Raw genomic sequence first — 18,222 nt, forward strand, 5'->3', positions numbered from 1 at the left:
CTCTTTACGATGGTTTTGGCAGGTCAGCGCGCCACCGAAATGACACGCTGCTGAATAATCTTTCGGACTTAATTAGCCCAGCAGCTGTTCCCACTCGAGCAATTGCTCGGTGAGGATAAGCTCCCGGTTGACGCCAGTAATAGTTAGCAACTGCTGGCGGCAGTGCATCCAACCCTGCACGCTTTTCTGCAATGAATCATTGGTTTGCAAATGGGCAATCTGGCTAATCAAATTCTGTTGGTCGTGATTGATGATGAACTGCCCGGCGTTTTGCTGCCATTTAATGGCGTCGAGCAGCAGTGAGCATAGCCACTGCACGCGCTCGCCGACGTCATCATGATTGAGCTGCGGCAGCAATGAGAGCATATCCCGCTGCTGGCAGCTTTCGGCCAACTGCTGGCACAGCACCACTCGCTGCTTCCAGCGCTCGGGCTGCAACAGCGCCTGCGCCGATAGCGGCGTACCGTTGCCAAGCCTGAGAGCAGTTTTAATAGCTACCGGATCGGCGCTCAGTTGGCGATTGAGCCACTGCGCCGCCAGATTTTCGTCTGGCGTCGCCAAATGCCAATACTGGCAGCGGCTGCGCAAAGTCGCCAGCAGGCTGGCCGGTTCGGTACAACCCATCACGAAATAGGTTTTCACCGGCGGCTCTTCCAGCGTTTTCAACAGCGCGTTGGCCGCCGCCTCGGTCAGCAACTCGGCGTCGGGCAGCCAGACCACTTTCGCCCCACCCTGCTGAGAATAGTTGTAGAGCGTTTCAATCAGTTGACGGACGGGATCAATACCGAGCGAATTCTTGCCTTTTTCTGGCGTTAACACGTGCCAGTCAGGATGGTTTCCGGCAATCATCAGTTGGCAGCTGTGGCAGGTACCGCAGCTTTTCTCGCCGTCTTGATGCTGGCACAGCAACCAGCGGCTCAGTCCGTAAACCAGAGCGTCCTCGCCCATACCGCGCGCCGCGTGCATCAGCAAGGCATGGTGGCCCCGGCCAGATTGGTATTGGCTCACCAGTTGACGATAAGGGGCGCTCAGCCACGGATACCATGTCATTGCGCTTCGCCCTGCTGCTCGGCAAACCACTGTTGCAAAGTCTGCTGAATAGAGGCCGTGACCTGCTCCAGAGGCTGCGAAGCGTCAATGGTTTTGATCCGCGAGTCTTGCGCTACCAGACTAAGGTAGCGCGCGCGCGTCCGCTCAAAGAACGGCAGAGCCTCTTTCTCAATGCGATCCAGCTCGCCGCGCGCGCTGGCGCGTTGCAAACCAATTTCAGGCGGCAAGTCGAGATACAGCGTCAGATCAGGACGGAAGTCCCCCAGCGAGATATCACGCAGCGAGCGCATCAGCTCAGGGTCGATGCCACGACCGCCGCCCTGATAAGCTTGCGAAGAGAGGTCATGACGATCGCCCACCACCCAGGCTCCACGCGCTAAGGCGGGCATAATAACGGTTTCCACCAACTGCACGCGGGCGGCATAGAGCATCAACGCCTCAGCTTTCACCGTCGGCTTGTCGTCGTCAACGCCGCGTTTAAACAGGTCACGCAGCTTTTCAGCCAAAGGCGTCCCGCCCGGCTCGCGGGTAAAGACAATCTCCTCGACGCCGAGTTGGCGAAGTTGGTTTACCACGACGTCGCGCGCCGTGGTTTTACCGGCCCCTTCCAGACCTTCAATAACAATAAACTTACTTTTCATTCTTATTTTTCAATGCCTCGCGATACACAAGCACCGCTTTATTGTGATTTTCGAGGTTAGTCGTAAAGGTGTGGCCGCCTTTGCCGTCAGCCACAAAATAGAGGTAATTGGTCGTTGCCGGATGAGCCGCGGCTTCAATAGAGGCTTCGCTCGGCATCGCGATTGGCGATGGCGGCAAACCAGAAATCACATAGGTGTTGTAAGGCGTCGGCGTCTCCAGATCTTTACGGCTGATGTTACCTTTGTAGCTCTCACCCATGCCGTAAATCACCGTGGGGTCAGTCTGCAAGCGCATGCCAATGCGCAAACGGTTGATAAACACCGAAGCCACTTCCGCGCGCTCCTCTTTGACCGCCGTCTCTTTTTCAATAATAGACGCCATGGTCAGCATGTCGGTTGGCGTTTTATAAGGCAGCGAGTCCGCCCGGCCTTTCCAAATGCTGTCTACGGTCTTCTCCATATGCTGGTGAGCGCGCTTGAGCAGTGACAGGTCGGTCATGCCCGCGGTATAGAGATAGGTATCCGGATAGAGCCAGCCTTCGGCATTTTTGGTGTCGGTCATGCCCAGCGCGGCGGCAATCTCTTCGCCGGTTTTGCCACTCAACTCGTGTTTGAGGTAGGCCGAGCCATCCAGCACCTTCATCCAGTCGCTGAGTTTAAAACCTTCCACCAGACGCACGCTAAACTGCGCCTCTTTGCCACTTCTCAGCAATTCGAGCATTTGGCGCACCGTCATGCCTTTTTCAAAGCGATAGGTCCCAGCTTTGAAATTACTCAGCTCCGGCTCAATGCGCAGCAGCCAAGAGAAGTAGGGATTTTTTTGCATTATCTGGTGCTTCACCAGGAGGGTTTCCAGCACCACGCGGCCCGTACCGGCAGGCAGAGTAAAGATAGTCTCACTACTGACATTGATCGGGCGATCGCCAAAAGTTTTCACTTTATGGTAACCAAAAGCCAGCGCAGCAAGCAGAATGACGATAATAAGAGCAGGGATTTTGAGTTTTTTATTCTTCATAAATGTTCACTTCTGATGCGCTGGTTTAACAAACCTGATGTAAAAAGTCGTTCAAGGTTGACGACGTAAAATGCCAATCTTCTACCTGACGCACCGGCATAAAGGGCATCAGGGCATTACAAATAATCACTTCGTCTGCATCGCTCAGGGTCTGTGGCGGCTCTGAAACCACGGAAACGCTAAACCGGCCACTTTGCTCAAGCAACGCAATAATATGGTTACGCATCACGCCAGACACCCCTGACAGTGACAGAACGGGGGTAAAAACCTTCTCCCCTTTGCGCCAGAAAAGATTGGCGGCACAGCATTCTACCAGCATCCCGGCGGTATCAACCACTAGCGCCTCTTGGGCATCTGTTTGGTCAAGGTGAAGACGTACCATCACCTGCTCGAGGCGGTTAAGATGCTTAACACCGGCTAACAGCGGGTTTTGGCTGAGTTTCACTGGGCTAAGTGCCAGTTTAATGCCCTGTTCGCGCCACGCGTGATAGTGCGCCGGATAATCAAAGGTGGAGATAATTCGCGTCGGCGAATCGCAGCCTTGCGGGCTATAGCCGCGGCCGCCTACTCCGCGCGTGACCATCACCTTGAGCACAGCTTCGTCGCGCAGGCTGGCGGCGTGGACCATTTCGGCCTCGAGCAATGCCCAATCCACGCCCGTAATAATCAAACGCTCGGTCGCGGCTTTTAGCCGGTCGAGGTGCGCTGACAGCAGCTTTACCTTCCCCTCTGAGATATGGGCCGTTGTAAAGCTGCCGTCGCCAAATTGCGCAGAACGGTCGCCTGCTGGCAGTAAATTGGTCGAGACACCGTTAATCCACATTACTTACTCCCGCTGTGACGCTTGTGAGCCAGTCCCCTGCGAAGCCTGAGGCAGTTCGCTTAGCCTATCAAGTAGAGCATTCCGACTTTATACCGCGAGTATCAGATAACAAAAAGGCCCGAATATCGGGCCTTTCAGACATCTTCAACAGGCTGGGAATATCCCGTCAGACTTTACGGAAGACCAATGAACCATTGGTGCCGCCAAAGCCAAACGAGTTACACAGCGTGTATTCCATATTGCTTACCTGACGAGCTTCGTGCGCCACAAAGTCTAAATCACAACCTTCATCTGGATTATCCAGGTTAATGGTTGGAGGCACAGCCTGATCGCGCAGCGCCAGCAGGGTAAAGATGGACTCTACCGCCCCAGCCGCGCCCAGCAGGTGGCCGGTCATAGACTTAGTTGAACTCACTAGCACGCGCTGTGCATCAGCACCAAACACCGATTTAACGGCCTGTGCTTCGGCTTTGTCCCCGGCGGCGGTAGAGGTACCGTGCGCGTTGATATAGCCAATTTTAGAGGCGGCAATGCCAGCATCGCGCAACGCATTTTCCATCGCGAGAGCGGCGCCAGCGCCATCCTCAGGAGGAGAGGTCATATGGAATGCGTCGCTGCTCATACCAAAACCAACGATTTCAGCATAAATTTTCGCACCGCGCTTTTTCGCGTGTTCGTACTCTTCCAGCACCATAATGCCAGCGCCATCGCCAAGTACGAAACCATCTCGTTCTTTATCCCACGGACGGCTTGCCGCCTGCGGATTGTCATTACGCGTGGATAAAGCGCGTGCTGCACCAAAACCACCAACGCCCAATGGGGTACTGGCCTTTTCGGCACCGCCGGCTAGCATGACGTCGGCATCATCATAAGCAATGATTCGCGCGGCATGACCAATATTGTGAACACCAGAAGTACAAGCTGTGGCAATTGAAATGCTCGGTCCACGCAGGCCAAACATAATGCTCAGATGACCGGCAATCATGTTTACGATGGTGGAAGGAACGAAAAATGGGCTGATCTTGCGGGGTCCGCCGTTAACCAATGAAGTATGGTTTTCTTCGATTAGACCGAGACCGCCAATACCTGAACCTATCGCCGCACCAATTCGCGGGGCGTTTTCGGCAGTGACTTCAAGCCCAGAGTCTTGCATCGCTTGGATGCCGGCAGCAATGCCGTACTGGATGAAGGCGTCCATTTTGCGGGCATCTTTGCGCGAAATGTACTCTTCACAGTTAAAATCTTTTACTAAGCCAGCAAAACGCGTTGCAAAGGCACTAGTATCAAAATGGTCGATTAGGCTAATGCCACTCTGACCGGCAAGGAGAGCGTTCCAAGTGGACTCTACAGTATTGCCGACAGGAGACAGCATGCCAAGTCCAGTCACTACAACTCGACGCTTAGACACGTTGTGTCCTCCAGGGAGGGAAAATTGATACGGTGGGTCAGAAAAAACTTAGGCGGTCGAATGACCGCCTAACTATCTAAACTAAAAGCAGATTAGCTTACTGCTGGCTAGCGTTGATAAAATCAATAGCTGCCTGAACAGTGGTGATCTTTTCAGCTTCTTCGTCAGGGATCTCGGTATCAAACTCTTCTTCCAGAGCCATAACCAGCTCAACGGTGTCGAGAGAATCAGCGCCAAGGTCGTCTACGAAAGACGCAGCATTAACTACTTCTTCCTGTTTAACACCCAGCTGTTCAACGATGATTTTCTTAACGCGTTCTTCGATAGTGCTCATACTCTTAAATTTCCTATCAAAACTCGCTTTCGCGATGGTTTTCGTAGTGTATAAAATGTTGAAAAAGATGCAACTAAATCCCGGCTGGTCAAACCACGAATTTGCTCTATTTTGCGGTTTTTACCGCAAATAACGCAAATAGTTTCGTAATTTTTAAATCATGTACATGCCGCCATTGACATGTAATGTTTCACCAGTGATGTAGCTGGCCTCATCAGAGGCTAAAAAAGCAACTGCGCTAGCAATTTCTTTGGCATCACCCAACCGGTTGGCTGGAACTGATGACAAAATGCCTGCGCGTTGATCATCTGTCAACGCCCTTGTCATGTCCGTCTCAATAAAGCCGGGAGCAACGACGTTGACAGTAATGCCGCGTGAAGCCACTTCACGCGCCAAAGACTTGCTAAAACCGATTAACCCGGCTTTAGCTGCCGCGTAGTTCGCCTGCCCTGCGTTACCCATAGTCCCAACAACAGAACCAATTGTAATGATCCGGCCAAAACGCTTTTTCATCATAGCCCGCATTACTGCTTTTGACAGCCGAAATACTGAAGTCAGATTCGTATCAAGAATATCCTGCCACTCGTCATCTTTCATTCGCATGAGAAGGTTATCACGTGTGATACCGGCATTATTAACTAAAATGTCAATTTCGCCAAATTCAGCTCGAATCGTAGCCAATGTTTGTTCGATCGATGCAGAATCAACCACATTCAGGGCGATGCCCTTGCCGTTTTCACCTAAATATTCGCTAATTGCAGCCGCGCCGCTTTCGCTTGTTGCAGTACCAATGACTTTCGCGCCACCGGCAACCAACTTTTCTGCGATAGCACGACCAATGCCACGGCTTGCGCCTGTGACGAGGGCAATTTTACCTTCGAAGCTCATGATGTTCCTCTTATTCTTGTTCAAGCGCAGCAGTCAGGCTGGCAGTATCATTTACGGCCGCTGCTGTTAAAGTATCAACAATACGTTTAGTCAGGCCGGTAAGAACTTTACCTGGTCCAACTTCAACTAAATGTTCAACGCCCTGCGCTGCCATGAATTCGACAGATTCAGTCCAGCGAACCGGGTTGTAAAGCTGACGAACCAGCGCGCTGCGGATAGCTTCAGGCGACGTTTCAACTTTGACATCCACATTGTTCACAACCGGATATTGCGGCTCGCTAAAAGTGACGTTCTCAAGCGCAACGGCCATTTTATCGGCAGCAGGCTTCATCAGCGCACAGTGAGACGGCACGCTAACAGGCAGAGGCAGTGCGCGTTTTGCACCGGCGGCTTTACAAGCAGCACCCGCGCGCTCAACGGCTTCTTTATGCCCGGCGATAACCACTTGGCCCGGAGAGTTGAAGTTAACTGGCGAGACTACCTGCCCCTGTGTCGACTCTTCACAAGCTTTGGCAATAGCGTCGTTGTCCAGGCCAATAATGGCGGACATCGCGCCAGTGCCTTCTGGCACGGCTTCTTGCATCAGTTTCCCGCGCAGTTCAACCAGCGAAATAGCCTGTTTGAAGTCCAGCACGCCAGCACAAACCAGAGCGGAATACTCGCCCAGACTGTGACCGGCGAGATAAGCAGGCTTCGCGCCATTGCTTTGCTGCCATACGCGCCAGATAGCGACAGACGCCGCCAGCAACGCAGGCTGGGTCTGCCAGGTTTTATTCAGTTCTTCTGCAGGCCCCTGTTGTACCAGTTCCCACAAATTGTACCCTAGCGCAGATGAAGCCTCTGCAAAGGTTTCCTCAACAATCGGATGCGCAGCCGCTAAATCAGCCAACATCCCCAAGGCTTGAGAGCCCTGCCCAGGAAAAACAACTGCTATTTTTGTCATTTTGATTATCCTGTTAAATCAGAAACGTACCAGCGCCGAGCCCCAGGTAAAGCCACCGCCAAATGCTTCGAGAAGAACCAGTTGCCCGCGCTTGATACGGCCATCGCGAACGGCTTCATCGAATGCTGCAGGAACAGACGCTGCAGAGGTATTACCATGGCGATCGAGGGTCACGACGACTTTGTCCATGCCCATACCCAGTTTCTTAGCCGTTGCGCTGATGATGCGCAGGTTCGCCTGATGCGGAACCAGCCAATCAAGCTCTGAACGGTCAAGATTATTGGCCTCGAGAGTTTCTTCAACGATATGAGCCAATTCGGTCACGGCGACTTTAAAGACTTCATTGCCAGCCATCGTGACATAAGCTGGTTTTTCTGGCGCGGATTGATCTGGATAAGCCAGCGTCAACAAGTTGCCATAGTGGCCATCGGCGTGCATGTGAGTGGAGATAATCCCCTGCTCTTCTGACGCGCCAAGCAGTACAGCACCCGCGCCGTCACCGAACAGAATCACGGTGCCGCGATCTTCCGGATCGAGCTTGCGCGACAAGGTGTCAGAGCCAATCACTAATGCATAGCGAACAGCACCGTTCTTGACGTACTGATCTGCAACGCTCAGCGCATAGGTGAAGCCTGCGCAAGCTGCTGCTAAGTCAAATGCCGCGGTATCTTTGATACCCAACATGTTTTGAATCTGACATGCCGAGCTTGGGAATGCGTGGGTAGATGAGGTTGTCGCAACAATGATCAGACCGACTTCGCTTGCGCTAACGCCTGCCATTTCAAGTGCCTTCTCTGCTGCATGCAGGCCCATTGTGGCCACAGACTCATCCGGTGCAGCGATACGACGTTCACGAATACCTGTACGGGTGACAATCCACTCGTCGGAGGTATCCACCATTTTTTCTAAGTCGGCATTAGTCCGAACTTGCACGGGTAAATAGCTCCCCGTACCGAGAATTTTTGTATACATGTACGATCAGTCACTCTTGGGTAATACAGCCTCAAGGCGCGCGGCTATCCGATGTGGAACTTGCCGCTGCACCGCCTGCACAGCCTGTTCGATAGCAACAGCGAACGCTCGCTGATTTGCCCCGCCGTGGCTTTTAATAACGATGCCCCGTAATCCTACTAAACATGCGCCATTATACTGGTCTGGATTAAGATGGCCGAAGCGCTTTGCTAATTTCTTCTGCAAAATACGGCCTAACCATTTCAGCCACCAAGCCTTTTTGCCACCCTCCCCAGAGGATTTTAACAGTGACAAAAACATCCTTATTACACCTTCCATGGTCTTGAGTGTGACATTCCCGACAAAGCCATCACACACCATCACATCAGTTTTACCGGTTAACAGCTCATTGCCTTCAAGATAGCCGATATAGTTGATAGCTGGCGTATTTTTTAAAATGGCTGCCGCGTCACGAATGTTATCCAGCCCTTTCGACTCTTCCTCGCCGATATTCAGCAAGGCTACGCGCGGGTTCTCAATGCCGATGACTTCTTCAGCCATCACCGAACCCATCACGGCAAACTGGACTAGCATCGTGCTGTCACATTCAACATTCGCCCCAAGATCCAACACCACCGTTTTACTACGCAGCTGATTCGGTAACACCGTCATCAGCGCCGGGCGTTCAATACCTTCCAGGGGCTTTATAACCATTTTTGCGAGTCCCATCAGTGCACCAGTATTACCAGCACTGACACAGGCCTGCGCGTCTCCACTCTTAATCAGCTCTAAGGCCACCCGCATTGAACTTCCTTTGCTGGCCCGGATAGCTTGCGATGCGCGAGCGTCGCTGGCTATAACTGATTCAGCAGGAATAATCCGAATTCGTTCTCTCAGAGAAGGATCGGCTTTAGCAAGGAAAGGCGTGATAGCGTCGGGATCGCCGACCAGAAGAAGATGGAGTTCAGAATTAGAGATCAGTGCCTGCAATGAAGCAGGCACTGTGACGGAAGGACCGAAGTCCCCGCCCATTACATCTAACGCAAGGGTTAGACGAGTCAAGGTATCGCCTTGCTAGTACTTATCATGAGTGAGTTATCACGCAAATAAGTAGCAAGCAAATCTCAGCCGATTACCTTGCGACCGCGGTAGAAACCGTCGGCAGTGATATGGTGACGCAGGTGAGTTTCACCAGAAGTTTTGTCCACAGACAGAGTGGAAGTGGTCAGAGCATCGTGAGAGCGACGCATGCCACGTTTAGAACGGGTTGGTTTATTCTGTTGTACGGCCATGGACCTTACTCCTTAAGTACTTTTCTTTAAACTCGCTAATACGGCAAATGGATTTGGTTTCTCCGCCTCTTCAGGCAGTTTACCGAATACCATGTCCGCGTCGGACACTTCACAGTGTTCAGATTCATGTACCGGAACGACAGGCAAAGAAAGAATGATTTCATCTTCAATCATTGCCAGCAGATCAACTTCGCCAAAGTCGTCGACTTCGATCGGCTCGTACGCTTCCGGTAATGCCTCAGCCTGTTCATCATTGCGAACAGGGCTAAAACAATATGTTGTGTGAACCTGATGCTCAAACGTCTTACCACATCGCTGACATTCCAGAGTTACGAGAACTGCTGATTTGCCTTCGATAACGGCCAGCCGTTGATTGTCGATATTAAACGACAAAGATGTTTCCACATCAGAATCAACACTAACCACTGATGCCGCAACTCGTGTTACCTGATCAGGCGTGTAGACACCGGAGTAATCTAAACGCTTTTGGGCTGTACGAACCGCATCAACGGCCAAGGGTAATTTTACTTTTTGCATAGGGCGCGCATATTAACTTTGTAACGACATAGAGTCAAAGAAAAAGGCCTCAAAACCGCACCTTTCACCAATATTCGCTTCCACAGCGGCCAACAGTTTAAGATGTGCAAATAAATAACGCTACGCTTTGTGAAAAAATAATAATGCCAACTTTACCCCCTATTCTGCTCGCGTCGACATCAACCTACCGCCGCGCACTGCTGGAAAAGCTGAACCTTGAGTTTAGCTGTGCCGCGCCGAATATCGACGAGTCGCCCTATGCTAATGAATCGCCTGAAACTTTAGTCAAACGATTGGCCGAAGCCAAGGCGCGGGCTTTGATGCACTCGCATCCCAATTATTTGATCATCGGTTCAGACCAGGTCTGTGCAATCGAGGGAAAAATCACCGGCAAGCCTCACAACTTTGAGAATGCGAAACGACAATTGCGCGCGGCAAGTAGCAAGGTGGTGACCTTCTACACTGGCCTGTCACTGCTCGATAGCCGCACTCAGCAAGCCGTTACCTTATGCGAACCCTTTGAGGTTTCCTTCCGGGCGTTAAGCGATGAAGAGATAAGCAACTATTTAGAGATGGAACAGCCTTACGATTGCGCGGGGAGTTTTAAGTGCGAGGGGTTGGGGATCAGTTTATTTAGCCAACTCAACGGCAGAGATCCCAATACGCTGATTGGTCTGCCGTTGATTGCACTGCTGGAACTGTTGCGCGCCAAGGGCGTGAACCCCCTGCTGCGCCAACAGTCAGTATAAAAGCATTAGCCTTTGGCGGGTTTGAGACGCAGCTTCTTTAAGCAGTTGCGCAGTTTGGCATCCATTGGAGCCTCAATGCGCAACGTCTCGCCAGTTCCAGGGTGCTCAAAACGCAAAGCAGCGGCATGCAGGAATAGGCGATTCAAACCCGTTCCGGCTAATTGTCCGTCAAAATCGCGATCGCCATATCTGTCGTCAAAAGCAATCGGGTGCCCCGCATACTGGGCGTGCACACGGATCTGGTGCGTTCTTCCAGTTACCGGGCTGGCTTTAATCAGCGTGGCGAACTCGTAGCGCTCTTCAATTTTAAAGCGGGTTTCAGAAGGCTTGCCTTCCGCACTCACCCTGACGATACGCTCACCGCTCTGCAAAATGTTTTTCAGCAAGGGGGCCTGTACCACTTTGCAGTGGGATTGCCATTCGCCCTGAACCAGCGCGAGGTAATCTTTCTGCATGCTTTTTAAACGCAGTTGCTCATGCAGCGAACGCAATGCCGAACGCTTTTTGGCCACCAGCAGAACGCCTGAGGTGTCTCTGTCCAAACGATGCACTAACTCAAGGAAACGCGCGTCGGGGCGCAAAGCTCTTAAGCCTTCGATAACGCCAAAGCTCAACCCACTCCCGCCATGCACCGCGGTGCCGGAAGGTTTGTTGAGGATCAGCAGATGATCGTCTTCATAAAGGATGCAGTCAGCTAACGCGGCAACTTTATCGAGTTTGGCAGAGACCGGCGCTTCATCTCGCTCGGCAATGCGAACCGGAGGTACGCGCACTTCGTCGCCAGCCAACAGCTTGTATTCAGGTTTAATACGCTTTTTGTTTACCCGCACTTCACCCTTGCGCACGATGCGATAAATCATGCTCTTAGGTACGCCTTTAAGGATGTTGCGCAGGAAGTTATCTATGCGCTGTCCGGCTTCGTCTTCGGAAATGGGGATTAATTGTACAGATGGATTCTCAGTTTTCATGGATCGCGATTCTAAATATCCGGCACGGTTCGCGCCACTGGTTTTTATGAGCTTAGCGTTTAGTTTATCAGCAACTGGGCTGGAAAACCCGACGAGCAGTAAGAATGAAGGGATAATCAATGCGGGTTACATCGCATAAGGATAAGAATCTTTACTGCAACTACTAAAGTCACCTTGCTATCACTGTGCATGCAATGGAATAATGAGGTCACTTTCCGCGTTCTTTTCCTTAAGTTAGGGAAAACGCAGGAATTATAGATTTGTCTGATCGAACAAAAGCGCAGCAATGGCGTAAGACGTAATGTGAAATCAAGCAATTAGCGGGCTGCGGATTGCAGCTTGGCCGGCAAATGGAATGAGATCTGTTAACCTAAATTCAGAAGCTATTCCCCTACTAAAAGTACTGCTTTCATAACGCTGGTATGGTTAATACGGCAAAAGCAGGCTTACCGAAATAATGCGCCCCTATGCAAGCGACAACCGTGAGGTTGACGACTTTGCGAGAAGACTCGGGGCCAACGGTTTATCCGGCCATGAGGTTATTTTGCCCGCAGCTCTGTCAATAATGCAAAAATAACGAGTAAGTTAAGATGAAAAGAATGTTGATAAACGCAACTCAGCAAGAAGAGTTGCGCGTTGCCCTTGTGGATGGACAGCGGCTCTATGATTTGGATATCGAAAGTCCGGGTCATGAACAGAAAAAAGCCAATATTTACAAGGGTAAAATCACCCGCATTGAACCAAGTCTGGAAGCGGCATTCGTTGATTATGGCGCTGAGCGACATGGTTTCCTCCCCCTCAAAGAAATTTCTCGCGAATACTTCCCTAGCAATTACTCCTCACATGGCCGCCCAAACATCAAAGATGTTCTGCGCGAAGGTCAGGAAGTTATTGTTCAGGTAGATAAAGAAGAGCGTGGTAATAAAGGTGCAGCACTGACGACCTTCATCAGTCTGGCCGGTAGCTATTTAGTGTTAATGCCTAACAATCCACGCGCTGGGGGTATTTCCCGCCGGATTGAAGGTGATGACCGAACTGAACTGAAAGAAGCGTTATCTTCGCTGCAACTGCCAGACGGCATGGGCCTCATCGTGCGTACCGCCGGTGTAGGTAAATCCGCTGAAGCACTCCAGTGGGATTTGACCTTCCGTCTGAAGCACTGGGACGCCATCAAAAAAGCCGCCGAAGGCCGCCCTGCTCCCTTCCTGATCCATCAGGAAAGCAACGTCATCGTGCGCGCATTCCGCGATTACCTGCGCCCAGACATTGGCGAAATCCTGATCGACAACCCTAAAATTCTCGATTTGGCTAAAGAGCATATCGCAGCCTTGGGTCGTCCAGATTTCAGCAGCAAAATTAAGCCTTACATCGGTGAAATCCCGCTGTTTAGCCATTACCAGATTGAATCTCAGATTGAATCTGCGTTCCAGCGTGAAGTGCGTCTCCCTTCCGGTGGTTCCATTGTTATCGACAGCACCGAAGCCCTAACCGCTATCGACATCAACTCCGCACGTGCAACGCGCGGCGGCGATATCGAAGAAACCGCATTCAACACCAACCTTGAAGCAGCAGACGAAATTGCTCGCCAATTGCGCCTGCGCGACTTGGGTGGCCTGATTGTTATCGACTTCATCGACATGACGCCAGTGCGCCATCAGCGTGAAGTTGAAAACCGTCTGCGTGATGCCGTTCGTCAAGACCGTGCTCGCATTCAGATTGGCCGTATCTCTCGCTTTGGTTTGCTGGAGATGTCGCGTCAGCGTCTCAGCCCTTCTCTGGGTGAGTCTACGCACCACATCTGCCCGCGCTGTGCCGGTACCGGGACCATTCGTGATAACGAATCCCTGTCCCTGTCGATTCTTCGTTTAATCGAAGAAGAAGCGTTGAAAGAAAATACCAAAGAAGTTCACGCCATTGTTCCAGTGCCGATTGCTTCGTATCTGTTGAACGAAAAACGTGAATCAGTCAATGCGATTGAAAAACGTCAAGGCGGCGTGCGCGCGGTGATCGTGCCTAACGATCAGATGCAAACACCTCACTATTCCGTACTTCGCGTACGTAAAGGTGAAGAGTCTTCGGTACTGAGCTACTTGCTGCCGCAGATTCATGAAGCAGAGATGCTGCAACCTTCTGAAGATATGCCTGCTGAGCGTAAACGCCCAGAGCAGCCTGCACTTGCCGCATTTGCTCTGCAAAGCGAAGCGCCGCCAAGCTCTTTCGACCGTCCTGAAGCCGTTGAGCAGCCAGTAGCACCGACTCTCCCAGCCGCTGTAGCAGCACCTGCTGCCGCTAAGCCGGGTCTGGTCAGCCGCTTCTTTAGCGGGTTGAAAGGTCTGTTCGGCTCTGAGCCGCAGGCTGAAGCTAAGCCAGTTGAAGTAGCGAAAGTTGAACCTGAAACCACTGAGAACGAAAATCGCCGTAACGGTGATCGTCGTAACCAGCGTCGTCAAGGCAATGGTCGTCGCGATCGCAACGGTGAGCGCGGTGAGCGTGGCAACCGTGATAATCGCAGCGAAGGTCGCGAAAACAATCGTGATAACCGTGGCGAAGGCCGTGATAACCGCGAGAACAATCGCGAGCCGCGTGAAGATCAGCGTCGTAACCGTCGCAATCAAGAACCTGTCGTCGCCGCTGAAACACGTAACGAAGAAGAAAACACCTCTTCTCGCGACGAGCAGCAGCAAGCTCCGCGCCGTGAGCGTGGCGATCGTTCACGTCGTCGTTCCGATGACAAACGCAAAAATACCCCAGAAGATAAAGTCCAAGAAGTTGTTGCTCAGGAAGTTGTCGCTAACGTTGTTGAAGAAACGGCTCAGGAAGATCGTCAGCCAACTCAACGTCGTCAGCGTCGTCAGCTTTCCCAGAAAGTACGCTTCGAGTCTGAAATCGATCATGAAGCTGAAGCAGCTGCCCAGCAGTTGATCACCGGCGTCATGCCAACGGTAACGCCAGCCGCGCAAGAAACACGCGCTGAGCCAGAAGTTGAGCAAACTGCCGCAGTCGAGACAGATGACAGTCAGAACGAAGGCGGCCGCGAAGGTGGTATGCCACGTCGCTCGCGTCGTTCACCTCGCCACCTGCGCGTCAGCGGTCAGCGTCGTCGCCGTTACCGTGATGAGCGTTACCCATCACAGTCACCGATGCCATTAGTGGGTGCGTTCGCTTCGCCAGAAATGGCATCTGGCAAAGTGTGGATCAGCTACCCAGTGGCTCAGGCCGCTGAACAGCAAGATGAACATGCAGCCGTGGTTGAGAAGGCCGAGACACTGACTAATCAGGTTGAAATTGCTCAGGAAAATACCCCTGCACCTGTCGTCACTGAAGTGGTTGAAGCGCAGAAACAACCTGCTGTTGAAACGCCAGTAGCAGAAGCACCAGCAGAAACTCAAGCTCCGGCAGTTGAAGAACCCGCGCCAGCAGTGGCTCCGGTTGAAGAAGTTGCTAAGCCTGAAGTCACAGAATCAGTGAATGCAGAACCAGAGGTTGTAGAGCAGCCTGTTGCTGACGAGCCAGTATTGGTTGAAGCAGAAACTGCTGAGCCAGTCGAGCCGACGCCAGTGGTTGAAGTTAAACCTGAAGCTCAGCAGCCTGTTGTTGTTGAACCAGTGGCTGTAGCGAGTGAGCCAAAAGTTGAAGCCGTCCAGCCAGCAGAAGTTAAAGCTCCAGCTCCGGCTGAGGCAGTCACTGCCGATGTGGTTGCTCCGCGCTTCAAACATCACGCTACCGCGCCAATGACCAAAGCGCCTGCTCCGGCTTATGTTCCAGAGCCTGCTCGTCAGAGTGACTGGGTGCGTCCAGAGTTCAACTTTGATGGTAAAGGTTCAGCGGGTGGCCATGCTGCAGCGACTACTGCAACAGCTCCGGCAACCAAGCCAGCAATGCCAACTGAGTAATAGGGCATTCTGGTCATGAAAAAACCCGCTTCGGCGGGTTTTTTATTGGTCAAGATTCACGAGCTAAGAAGTGAATTAGCCGATTTTTTTCAGACGCTTGATGTCCAAACGAGAAACCTTTTTCTCAATAAAACGCGCGAAACCTACCAAGTGTTCAGTTTCATTGTGCTGTGACAGAGCTTCTTGCGTGGCCCAGCGTTCATAGAAAATAAAAGTCTCGGGATGGTCGATATCCTGGTGTAAATCATACTGAAGGCAGCCTAACTCTTGGCGGCTATGCTCGATCAACTGGTGCATAGCGTCCGTGACTTCTTTCAGAAATTCAGGCTTAGCGACGACGGTAGCAACGACTCTGACTTCCATAACTTCTCCTTTGGCAGTAGCCTTTAAATATGGATGAAGATGAGGATTAGTGAAACCCTGCCCCTACTATGGCCCTCTGTTTGCCTCAATTTCAATGTTAACTTTATTAAACAGATGCAACTGAACAGTTTTCAGCTTATCCTTGTTCCCCGCCGTTAATGCATCTGAAATTCACGTATTGCTTTTCAACGCCGGAGCCCTGCCTGATGACCGCAACACCGCAAGTTTTGAAAATTCGCCGCCCAGACGATTGGCATATTCATCTGCGCGATGATGAAATGCTCGCTACCGTTTTGCCTTATACCAGTGAAGTTTTTGCCCGCGCCATCGTCATGCCTAATCTGACACCGCCGGTCACCAGCGTTGCAGCCGCAGTGGCTTATCGCGATCGCATCAACGCGGCTATCCCTGCTGGTCACAACTTCACCCCCCTGATGACCTGCTATTTGACGGACTCTCTCGACCCGGAAGAAGTTGCTCGTGGTTTTCTGGAAGGCGTGTTTACCGCCGCCAAACTTTACCCGGCAAATGCGACCACCAACTCACAACACGGCGTGTCCAACGTTAAAGCGATTTACCCTATTTTCGAGCGTATGCAATCGATTGGCATGCCGCTGCTGATCCACGGTGAAGTAACGCATAGCGACGTAGACATTTTCGACCGCGAAGCGCGCTTTATCGATGAAGTGATGGACCCTATCCGCACCCACTTCCCTGAACTGAAGATTGTTTTTGAACACATCACCACTAAAGAAGCGGCTCAGTACGTGCTCAGTGGCAATGAGTATATTGGCGCGACTATCACCCCACAGCATCTAATGTTTAACCGCAATCACATGCTGGTTGGCGGCATCCGCCCTCACCTGTTCTGCTTGCCGATTTTGAAGCGTAACGTGCATCAGCAGGTCCTGCGCGACGTTATCGCCAGCGGCTCTAATCGCTTCTTCCTCGGCACCGACTCAGCACCTCATACCAAAGGCCGCAAAGAGTCGAGCTGTGGTTGCGCGGGCTGCTTTAACGCCCCTCTGGCAATCCCTGCCTATGCCACCGTGTTTGAAGAGATGAATGCCCTGCAGCATTTGGAAGCTTTCTGCTCTTTGAACGGCCCGCGTTTCTATGGCCTGCCAGTGAATGAAGATTTCATCGAAATCACAAAAGTCGCCGTGACCCAGCCGGAAGAAATTGCCTTGGGTGATGAGACGGTGGTTCCTTTCCTCGCCGGGCAGACCTTGCAGTGGAAAGTCACTTCTTATTAAGTGAAAGTGCCGCCAGATGGCAGTTTCTCGTCTGGCGGTGACATAAATCCATGTACCCCTTGCTTACTGCATAATATGACTGTATAAATATACAGTCATATCAATTCAGGGGGTCATATGCGTGTTGAAGTCACAATCGATAAAACCAAACCTCTTCCAGCCGGTGCTCTAGAAGCGCTGTCAGGTGAATTTAGTAAACGAATAAACCAACAATTTTCTGACACTGACAACAAAGTTCAGGTTCGCTACGCCGGCTCTAATAACCTCTCCGTTATGGGTGCGCCGAAGACAGACCGCGATCGTATTGAAGAAATTCTGCAAGAAACCTGGGAAAGCGCCGACGAGTGGTTTTCCACGGATGAATAACATCAGTGTCGCGATCCTGATTGGTCGCTAAATCTTAATTGCGGCATTAAAGGATTAATAATAATTAGGTTGATATATAACCAGGCTCTCTAGAGCAGTTTTCACCGGGCGTCGCTGTCCGGTTTTTTTCATTTGCCTTATTTCTAAGATTATTCCCTGTTTTAATTGTTTTCGTCCGCTTTATTCATCTTTCATCACACTTTTTTTACTGTTAAAAACATTAATAGCCCCCAAAAGCCTCCTTAAGTGTTTATACTGGAATTGCTCACCAGATAATGAGCCGCATTGATCCTCGTTAGTTACTCATGCTAGTCACTACAAATTAAGGGGTCTATATGGACAGAAATGATGAAGTTATTCAAACACACCCACTTGTGGGCTGGGATATCAGTACCGTCGACTCTTACGATGCAATGATGATACGTCTTCATTACCTGTCTTCAAAAGACCAACCGGCAGAAGATGCCAAAGTAGACAGAACATTGTGGTTAACGACAGACGTAGCGCGACAACTGATTAACATTCTCGAAGCTGGTATAGAAAAGATTGAATCGAACGAGTACGAGTACATTGACCATCGCAAACACTAGTTTTCACCTACCACTCTAAAAGCACCCTCACATTGATGTCAGGGTGCTTTTTTTATGGCTCTCACCGTAACATCCGCACACTTAACCACACTGCCTGGCCGGAGTTAACTTGCCTTTCGGTGAGCTATCTCTCTATTATGCCCAACAATATTTTC

At 51.3% G+C, this 18,222-nt stretch carries 19 protein-coding genes; 5 read left to right on the forward strand and 14 right to left on the reverse strand.

Going from position 1 to position 18,222, the window contains the following annotated elements:
• Positions 1 to 72 precede the first annotated feature (72 nt).
• From holB to yceD, 12 genes are all read right to left on the reverse strand, one after another.
• A complete protein-coding gene (gene holB, locus ACT3RT_RS02075) occupies positions 73 to 1,050 on the reverse strand; it encodes a DNA polymerase III subunit delta' (protein WP_485901214.1) in 978 nt (325 codons plus the stop codon).
• Positions 1,047 to 1,691, reverse strand: coding sequence for a dTMP kinase (gene tmk / locus ACT3RT_RS02080; RefSeq protein WP_485901216.1), 645 nt, complete (start codon positions 1,689 to 1,691; stop codon positions 1,047 to 1,049). Before tmk ends, holB begins: the two co-directional genes overlap by 4 nt.
• The gene (gene mltG, locus ACT3RT_RS02085; protein WP_496202423.1) at positions 1,681 to 2,706 is read right to left on the reverse strand and encodes an endolytic transglycosylase MltG; all 1,026 of its coding nucleotides are present in this window, start codon (positions 2,704 to 2,706) and stop codon (positions 1,681 to 1,683) included. The genes tmk and mltG overlap by 11 nt, the downstream gene beginning before the upstream one ends.
• Before the next feature lie 25 nt (positions 2,707 to 2,731).
• Positions 2,732 to 3,529, reverse strand: a complete 798-nt coding sequence (gene pabC / locus ACT3RT_RS02090) for an aminodeoxychorismate lyase (RefSeq protein WP_496202424.1) — start codon at positions 3,527 to 3,529, stop codon at positions 2,732 to 2,734.
• A 166-nt stretch (positions 3,530 to 3,695) separates the two neighbouring features.
• Positions 3,696 to 4,937 (reverse strand): beta-ketoacyl-ACP synthase II, encoded by a 1,242-nt coding sequence (fabF, locus tag ACT3RT_RS02095; RefSeq protein ID WP_486033229.1) that lies wholly within the window; start codon positions 4,935 to 4,937, stop codon positions 3,696 to 3,698.
• Positions 4,938 to 5,034: 97 nt separating this feature from the next.
• Positions 5,035 to 5,271 carry an acyl carrier protein gene (gene acpP / locus ACT3RT_RS02100; RefSeq protein ID WP_015690190.1) on the reverse strand — a complete coding sequence of 79 codons (237 nt, stop codon included), beginning with the start codon at positions 5,269 to 5,271 and terminating at the stop codon, positions 5,035 to 5,037.
• Positions 5,272 to 5,424: 153 nt separating this feature from the next.
• The gene (gene fabG, locus ACT3RT_RS02105) at positions 5,425 to 6,159 is read right to left on the reverse strand and encodes a 3-oxoacyl-ACP reductase FabG (RefSeq protein WP_034791377.1); all 735 of its coding nucleotides are present in this window, start codon (positions 6,157 to 6,159) and stop codon (positions 5,425 to 5,427) included.
• Between the two features lie 10 nt (positions 6,160 to 6,169).
• Positions 6,170 to 7,102 carry an ACP S-malonyltransferase gene (gene fabD, locus ACT3RT_RS02110; protein WP_353502549.1) on the reverse strand — a complete coding sequence of 311 codons (933 nt, stop codon included), beginning with the start codon at positions 7,100 to 7,102 and terminating at the stop codon, positions 6,170 to 6,172.
• 18 nt (positions 7,103 to 7,120) lie between these two features.
• The gene (locus ACT3RT_RS02115; protein WP_353502550.1) at positions 7,121 to 8,074 is read right to left on the reverse strand and encodes a beta-ketoacyl-ACP synthase III; all 954 of its coding nucleotides are present in this window, start codon (positions 8,072 to 8,074) and stop codon (positions 7,121 to 7,123) included.
• Between the two features lie 6 nt (positions 8,075 to 8,080).
• Positions 8,081 to 9,115, reverse strand: coding sequence for a phosphate acyltransferase PlsX (plsX, locus tag ACT3RT_RS02120; RefSeq protein ID WP_034791383.1), 1,035 nt, complete (start codon positions 9,113 to 9,115; stop codon positions 8,081 to 8,083).
• Between the two features lie 62 nt (positions 9,116 to 9,177).
• Positions 9,178 to 9,345, reverse strand: a complete 168-nt coding sequence (gene rpmF / locus ACT3RT_RS02125) for a 50S ribosomal protein L32 (protein WP_013576249.1) — start codon at positions 9,343 to 9,345, stop codon at positions 9,178 to 9,180.
• Positions 9,346 to 9,357: 12 nt separating this feature from the next.
• Positions 9,358 to 9,882 carry a 23S rRNA accumulation protein YceD gene (gene yceD / locus ACT3RT_RS02130; RefSeq protein WP_034791386.1) on the reverse strand — a complete coding sequence of 175 codons (525 nt, stop codon included), beginning with the start codon at positions 9,880 to 9,882 and terminating at the stop codon, positions 9,358 to 9,360.
• Between the two features lie 143 nt (positions 9,883 to 10,025).
• Between yceD and ACT3RT_RS02135 the strand changes: the two genes are divergently transcribed.
• Positions 10,026 to 10,631 carry a Maf family protein gene (locus ACT3RT_RS02135; RefSeq protein ID WP_485901223.1) on the forward strand — a complete coding sequence of 202 codons (606 nt, stop codon included), beginning with the start codon at positions 10,026 to 10,028 and terminating at the stop codon, positions 10,629 to 10,631.
• 5 nt (positions 10,632 to 10,636) lie between these two features.
• Here the strand turns inward: ACT3RT_RS02135 and rluC are convergent, their stop codons facing one another.
• On the reverse strand, positions 10,637 to 11,599 hold the full coding sequence (gene rluC / locus ACT3RT_RS02140) for a 23S rRNA pseudouridine(955/2504/2580) synthase RluC (protein WP_496202425.1): 963 nt from the start codon (positions 11,597 to 11,599) through the stop codon (positions 10,637 to 10,639).
• Between the two features lie 590 nt (positions 11,600 to 12,189).
• Between rluC and rne the strand changes: the two genes are divergently transcribed.
• Positions 12,190 to 15,492 (forward strand): ribonuclease E, encoded by a 3,303-nt coding sequence (gene rne, locus ACT3RT_RS02145; protein ID WP_496202426.1) that lies wholly within the window; start codon positions 12,190 to 12,192, stop codon positions 15,490 to 15,492.
• A gap of 75 nt (positions 15,493 to 15,567) precedes the next feature.
• On the opposite strand, the gene ACT3RT_RS02150 is transcribed toward rne, so the two are convergent.
• Positions 15,568 to 15,855, reverse strand: coding sequence for a putative quinol monooxygenase (locus ACT3RT_RS02150; RefSeq protein ID WP_353502555.1), 288 nt, complete (start codon positions 15,853 to 15,855; stop codon positions 15,568 to 15,570).
• 206 nt (positions 15,856 to 16,061) lie between these two features.
• Here ACT3RT_RS02150 and pyrC point away from each other — a divergent pair, with 206 nt between their 5' ends.
• The 3 genes from pyrC (at position 16,062) to bssS (ending at position 18,067) form a co-directional block, all read left to right on the forward strand.
• Positions 16,062 to 17,111, forward strand: coding sequence for a dihydroorotase (pyrC, locus tag ACT3RT_RS02155; RefSeq protein ID WP_485901227.1), 1,050 nt, complete (start codon positions 16,062 to 16,064; stop codon positions 17,109 to 17,111).
• A 117-nt stretch (positions 17,112 to 17,228) separates the two neighbouring features.
• Positions 17,229 to 17,477: a DNA damage-inducible protein I gene (dinI, locus tag ACT3RT_RS02160; RefSeq protein WP_353502557.1), complete on the forward strand. Its 249-nt coding sequence runs from the start codon at positions 17,229 to 17,231 to the stop codon at positions 17,475 to 17,477.
• Between the two features lie 335 nt (positions 17,478 to 17,812).
• Entirely contained in the window at positions 17,813 to 18,067 is a 255-nt protein-coding gene (gene bssS, locus ACT3RT_RS02165; protein WP_353502558.1) for a biofilm formation regulator BssS, read from the forward strand.
• Positions 18,068 to 18,222 lie beyond the last annotated feature (155 nt).

It is taken from the genome of Ewingella sp. AOP9-I1-14 (genome assembly GCF_052375995.1).
In the GTDB taxonomy this organism is placed as follows: Bacteria; Pseudomonadota; Gammaproteobacteria; order Enterobacterales; family Enterobacteriaceae; genus Ewingella; species Ewingella allii.

Coding starts and splice junctions, on each gene's coding strand:
- holB (WP_485901214.1), bottom strand. CDS start 1,050: ATGACATGGTATCCGTGGCTGAGCGCCCCTTATCGTCAACTGGTGAGC.
- tmk (WP_485901216.1), bottom strand. CDS start 1,691: ATGAAAAGTAAGTTTATTGTTATTGAAGGTCTGGAAGGGGCCGGTAAA.
- mltG (WP_496202423.1), bottom strand. CDS start 2,706: ATGAAGAATAAAAAACTCAAAATCCCTGCTCTTATTATCGTCATTCTG.
- pabC (WP_496202424.1), bottom strand. CDS start 3,529: ATGTGGATTAACGGTGTCTCGACCAATTTACTGCCAGCAGGCGACCGT.
- acpP (WP_015690190.1), bottom strand. CDS start 5,271: ATGAGCACTATCGAAGAACGCGTTAAGAAAATCATCGTTGAACAGCTG.
- fabG (WP_034791377.1), bottom strand. CDS start 6,159: ATGAGCTTCGAAGGTAAAATTGCCCTCGTCACAGGCGCAAGCCGTGGC.
- fabD (WP_353502549.1), bottom strand. CDS start 7,102: ATGACAAAAATAGCAGTTGTTTTTCCTGGGCAGGGCTCTCAAGCCTTG.
- ACT3RT_RS02115 (WP_353502550.1), bottom strand. CDS start 8,074: ATGTATACAAAAATTCTCGGTACGGGGAGCTATTTACCCGTGCAAGTT.
- rpmF (WP_013576249.1), bottom strand. CDS start 9,345: ATGGCCGTACAACAGAATAAACCAACCCGTTCTAAACGTGGCATGCGT.
- yceD (WP_034791386.1), bottom strand. CDS start 9,882: ATGCAAAAAGTAAAATTACCCTTGGCCGTTGATGCGGTTCGTACAGCC.
- ACT3RT_RS02135 (WP_485901223.1), top strand. CDS start 10,026: ATGCCAACTTTACCCCCTATTCTGCTCGCGTCGACATCAACCTACCGC.
- rluC (WP_496202425.1), bottom strand. CDS start 11,599: ATGAAAACTGAGAATCCATCTGTACAATTAATCCCCATTTCCGAAGAC.
- rne (WP_496202426.1), top strand. CDS start 12,190: ATGAAAAGAATGTTGATAAACGCAACTCAGCAAGAAGAGTTGCGCGTT.
- ACT3RT_RS02150 (WP_353502555.1), bottom strand. CDS start 15,855: ATGGAAGTCAGAGTCGTTGCTACCGTCGTCGCTAAGCCTGAATTTCTG.
- pyrC (WP_485901227.1), top strand. CDS start 16,062: ATGACCGCAACACCGCAAGTTTTGAAAATTCGCCGCCCAGACGATTGG.
- dinI (WP_353502557.1), top strand. CDS start 17,229: ATGCGTGTTGAAGTCACAATCGATAAAACCAAACCTCTTCCAGCCGGT.
- bssS (WP_353502558.1), top strand. CDS start 17,813: ATGGACAGAAATGATGAAGTTATTCAAACACACCCACTTGTGGGCTGG.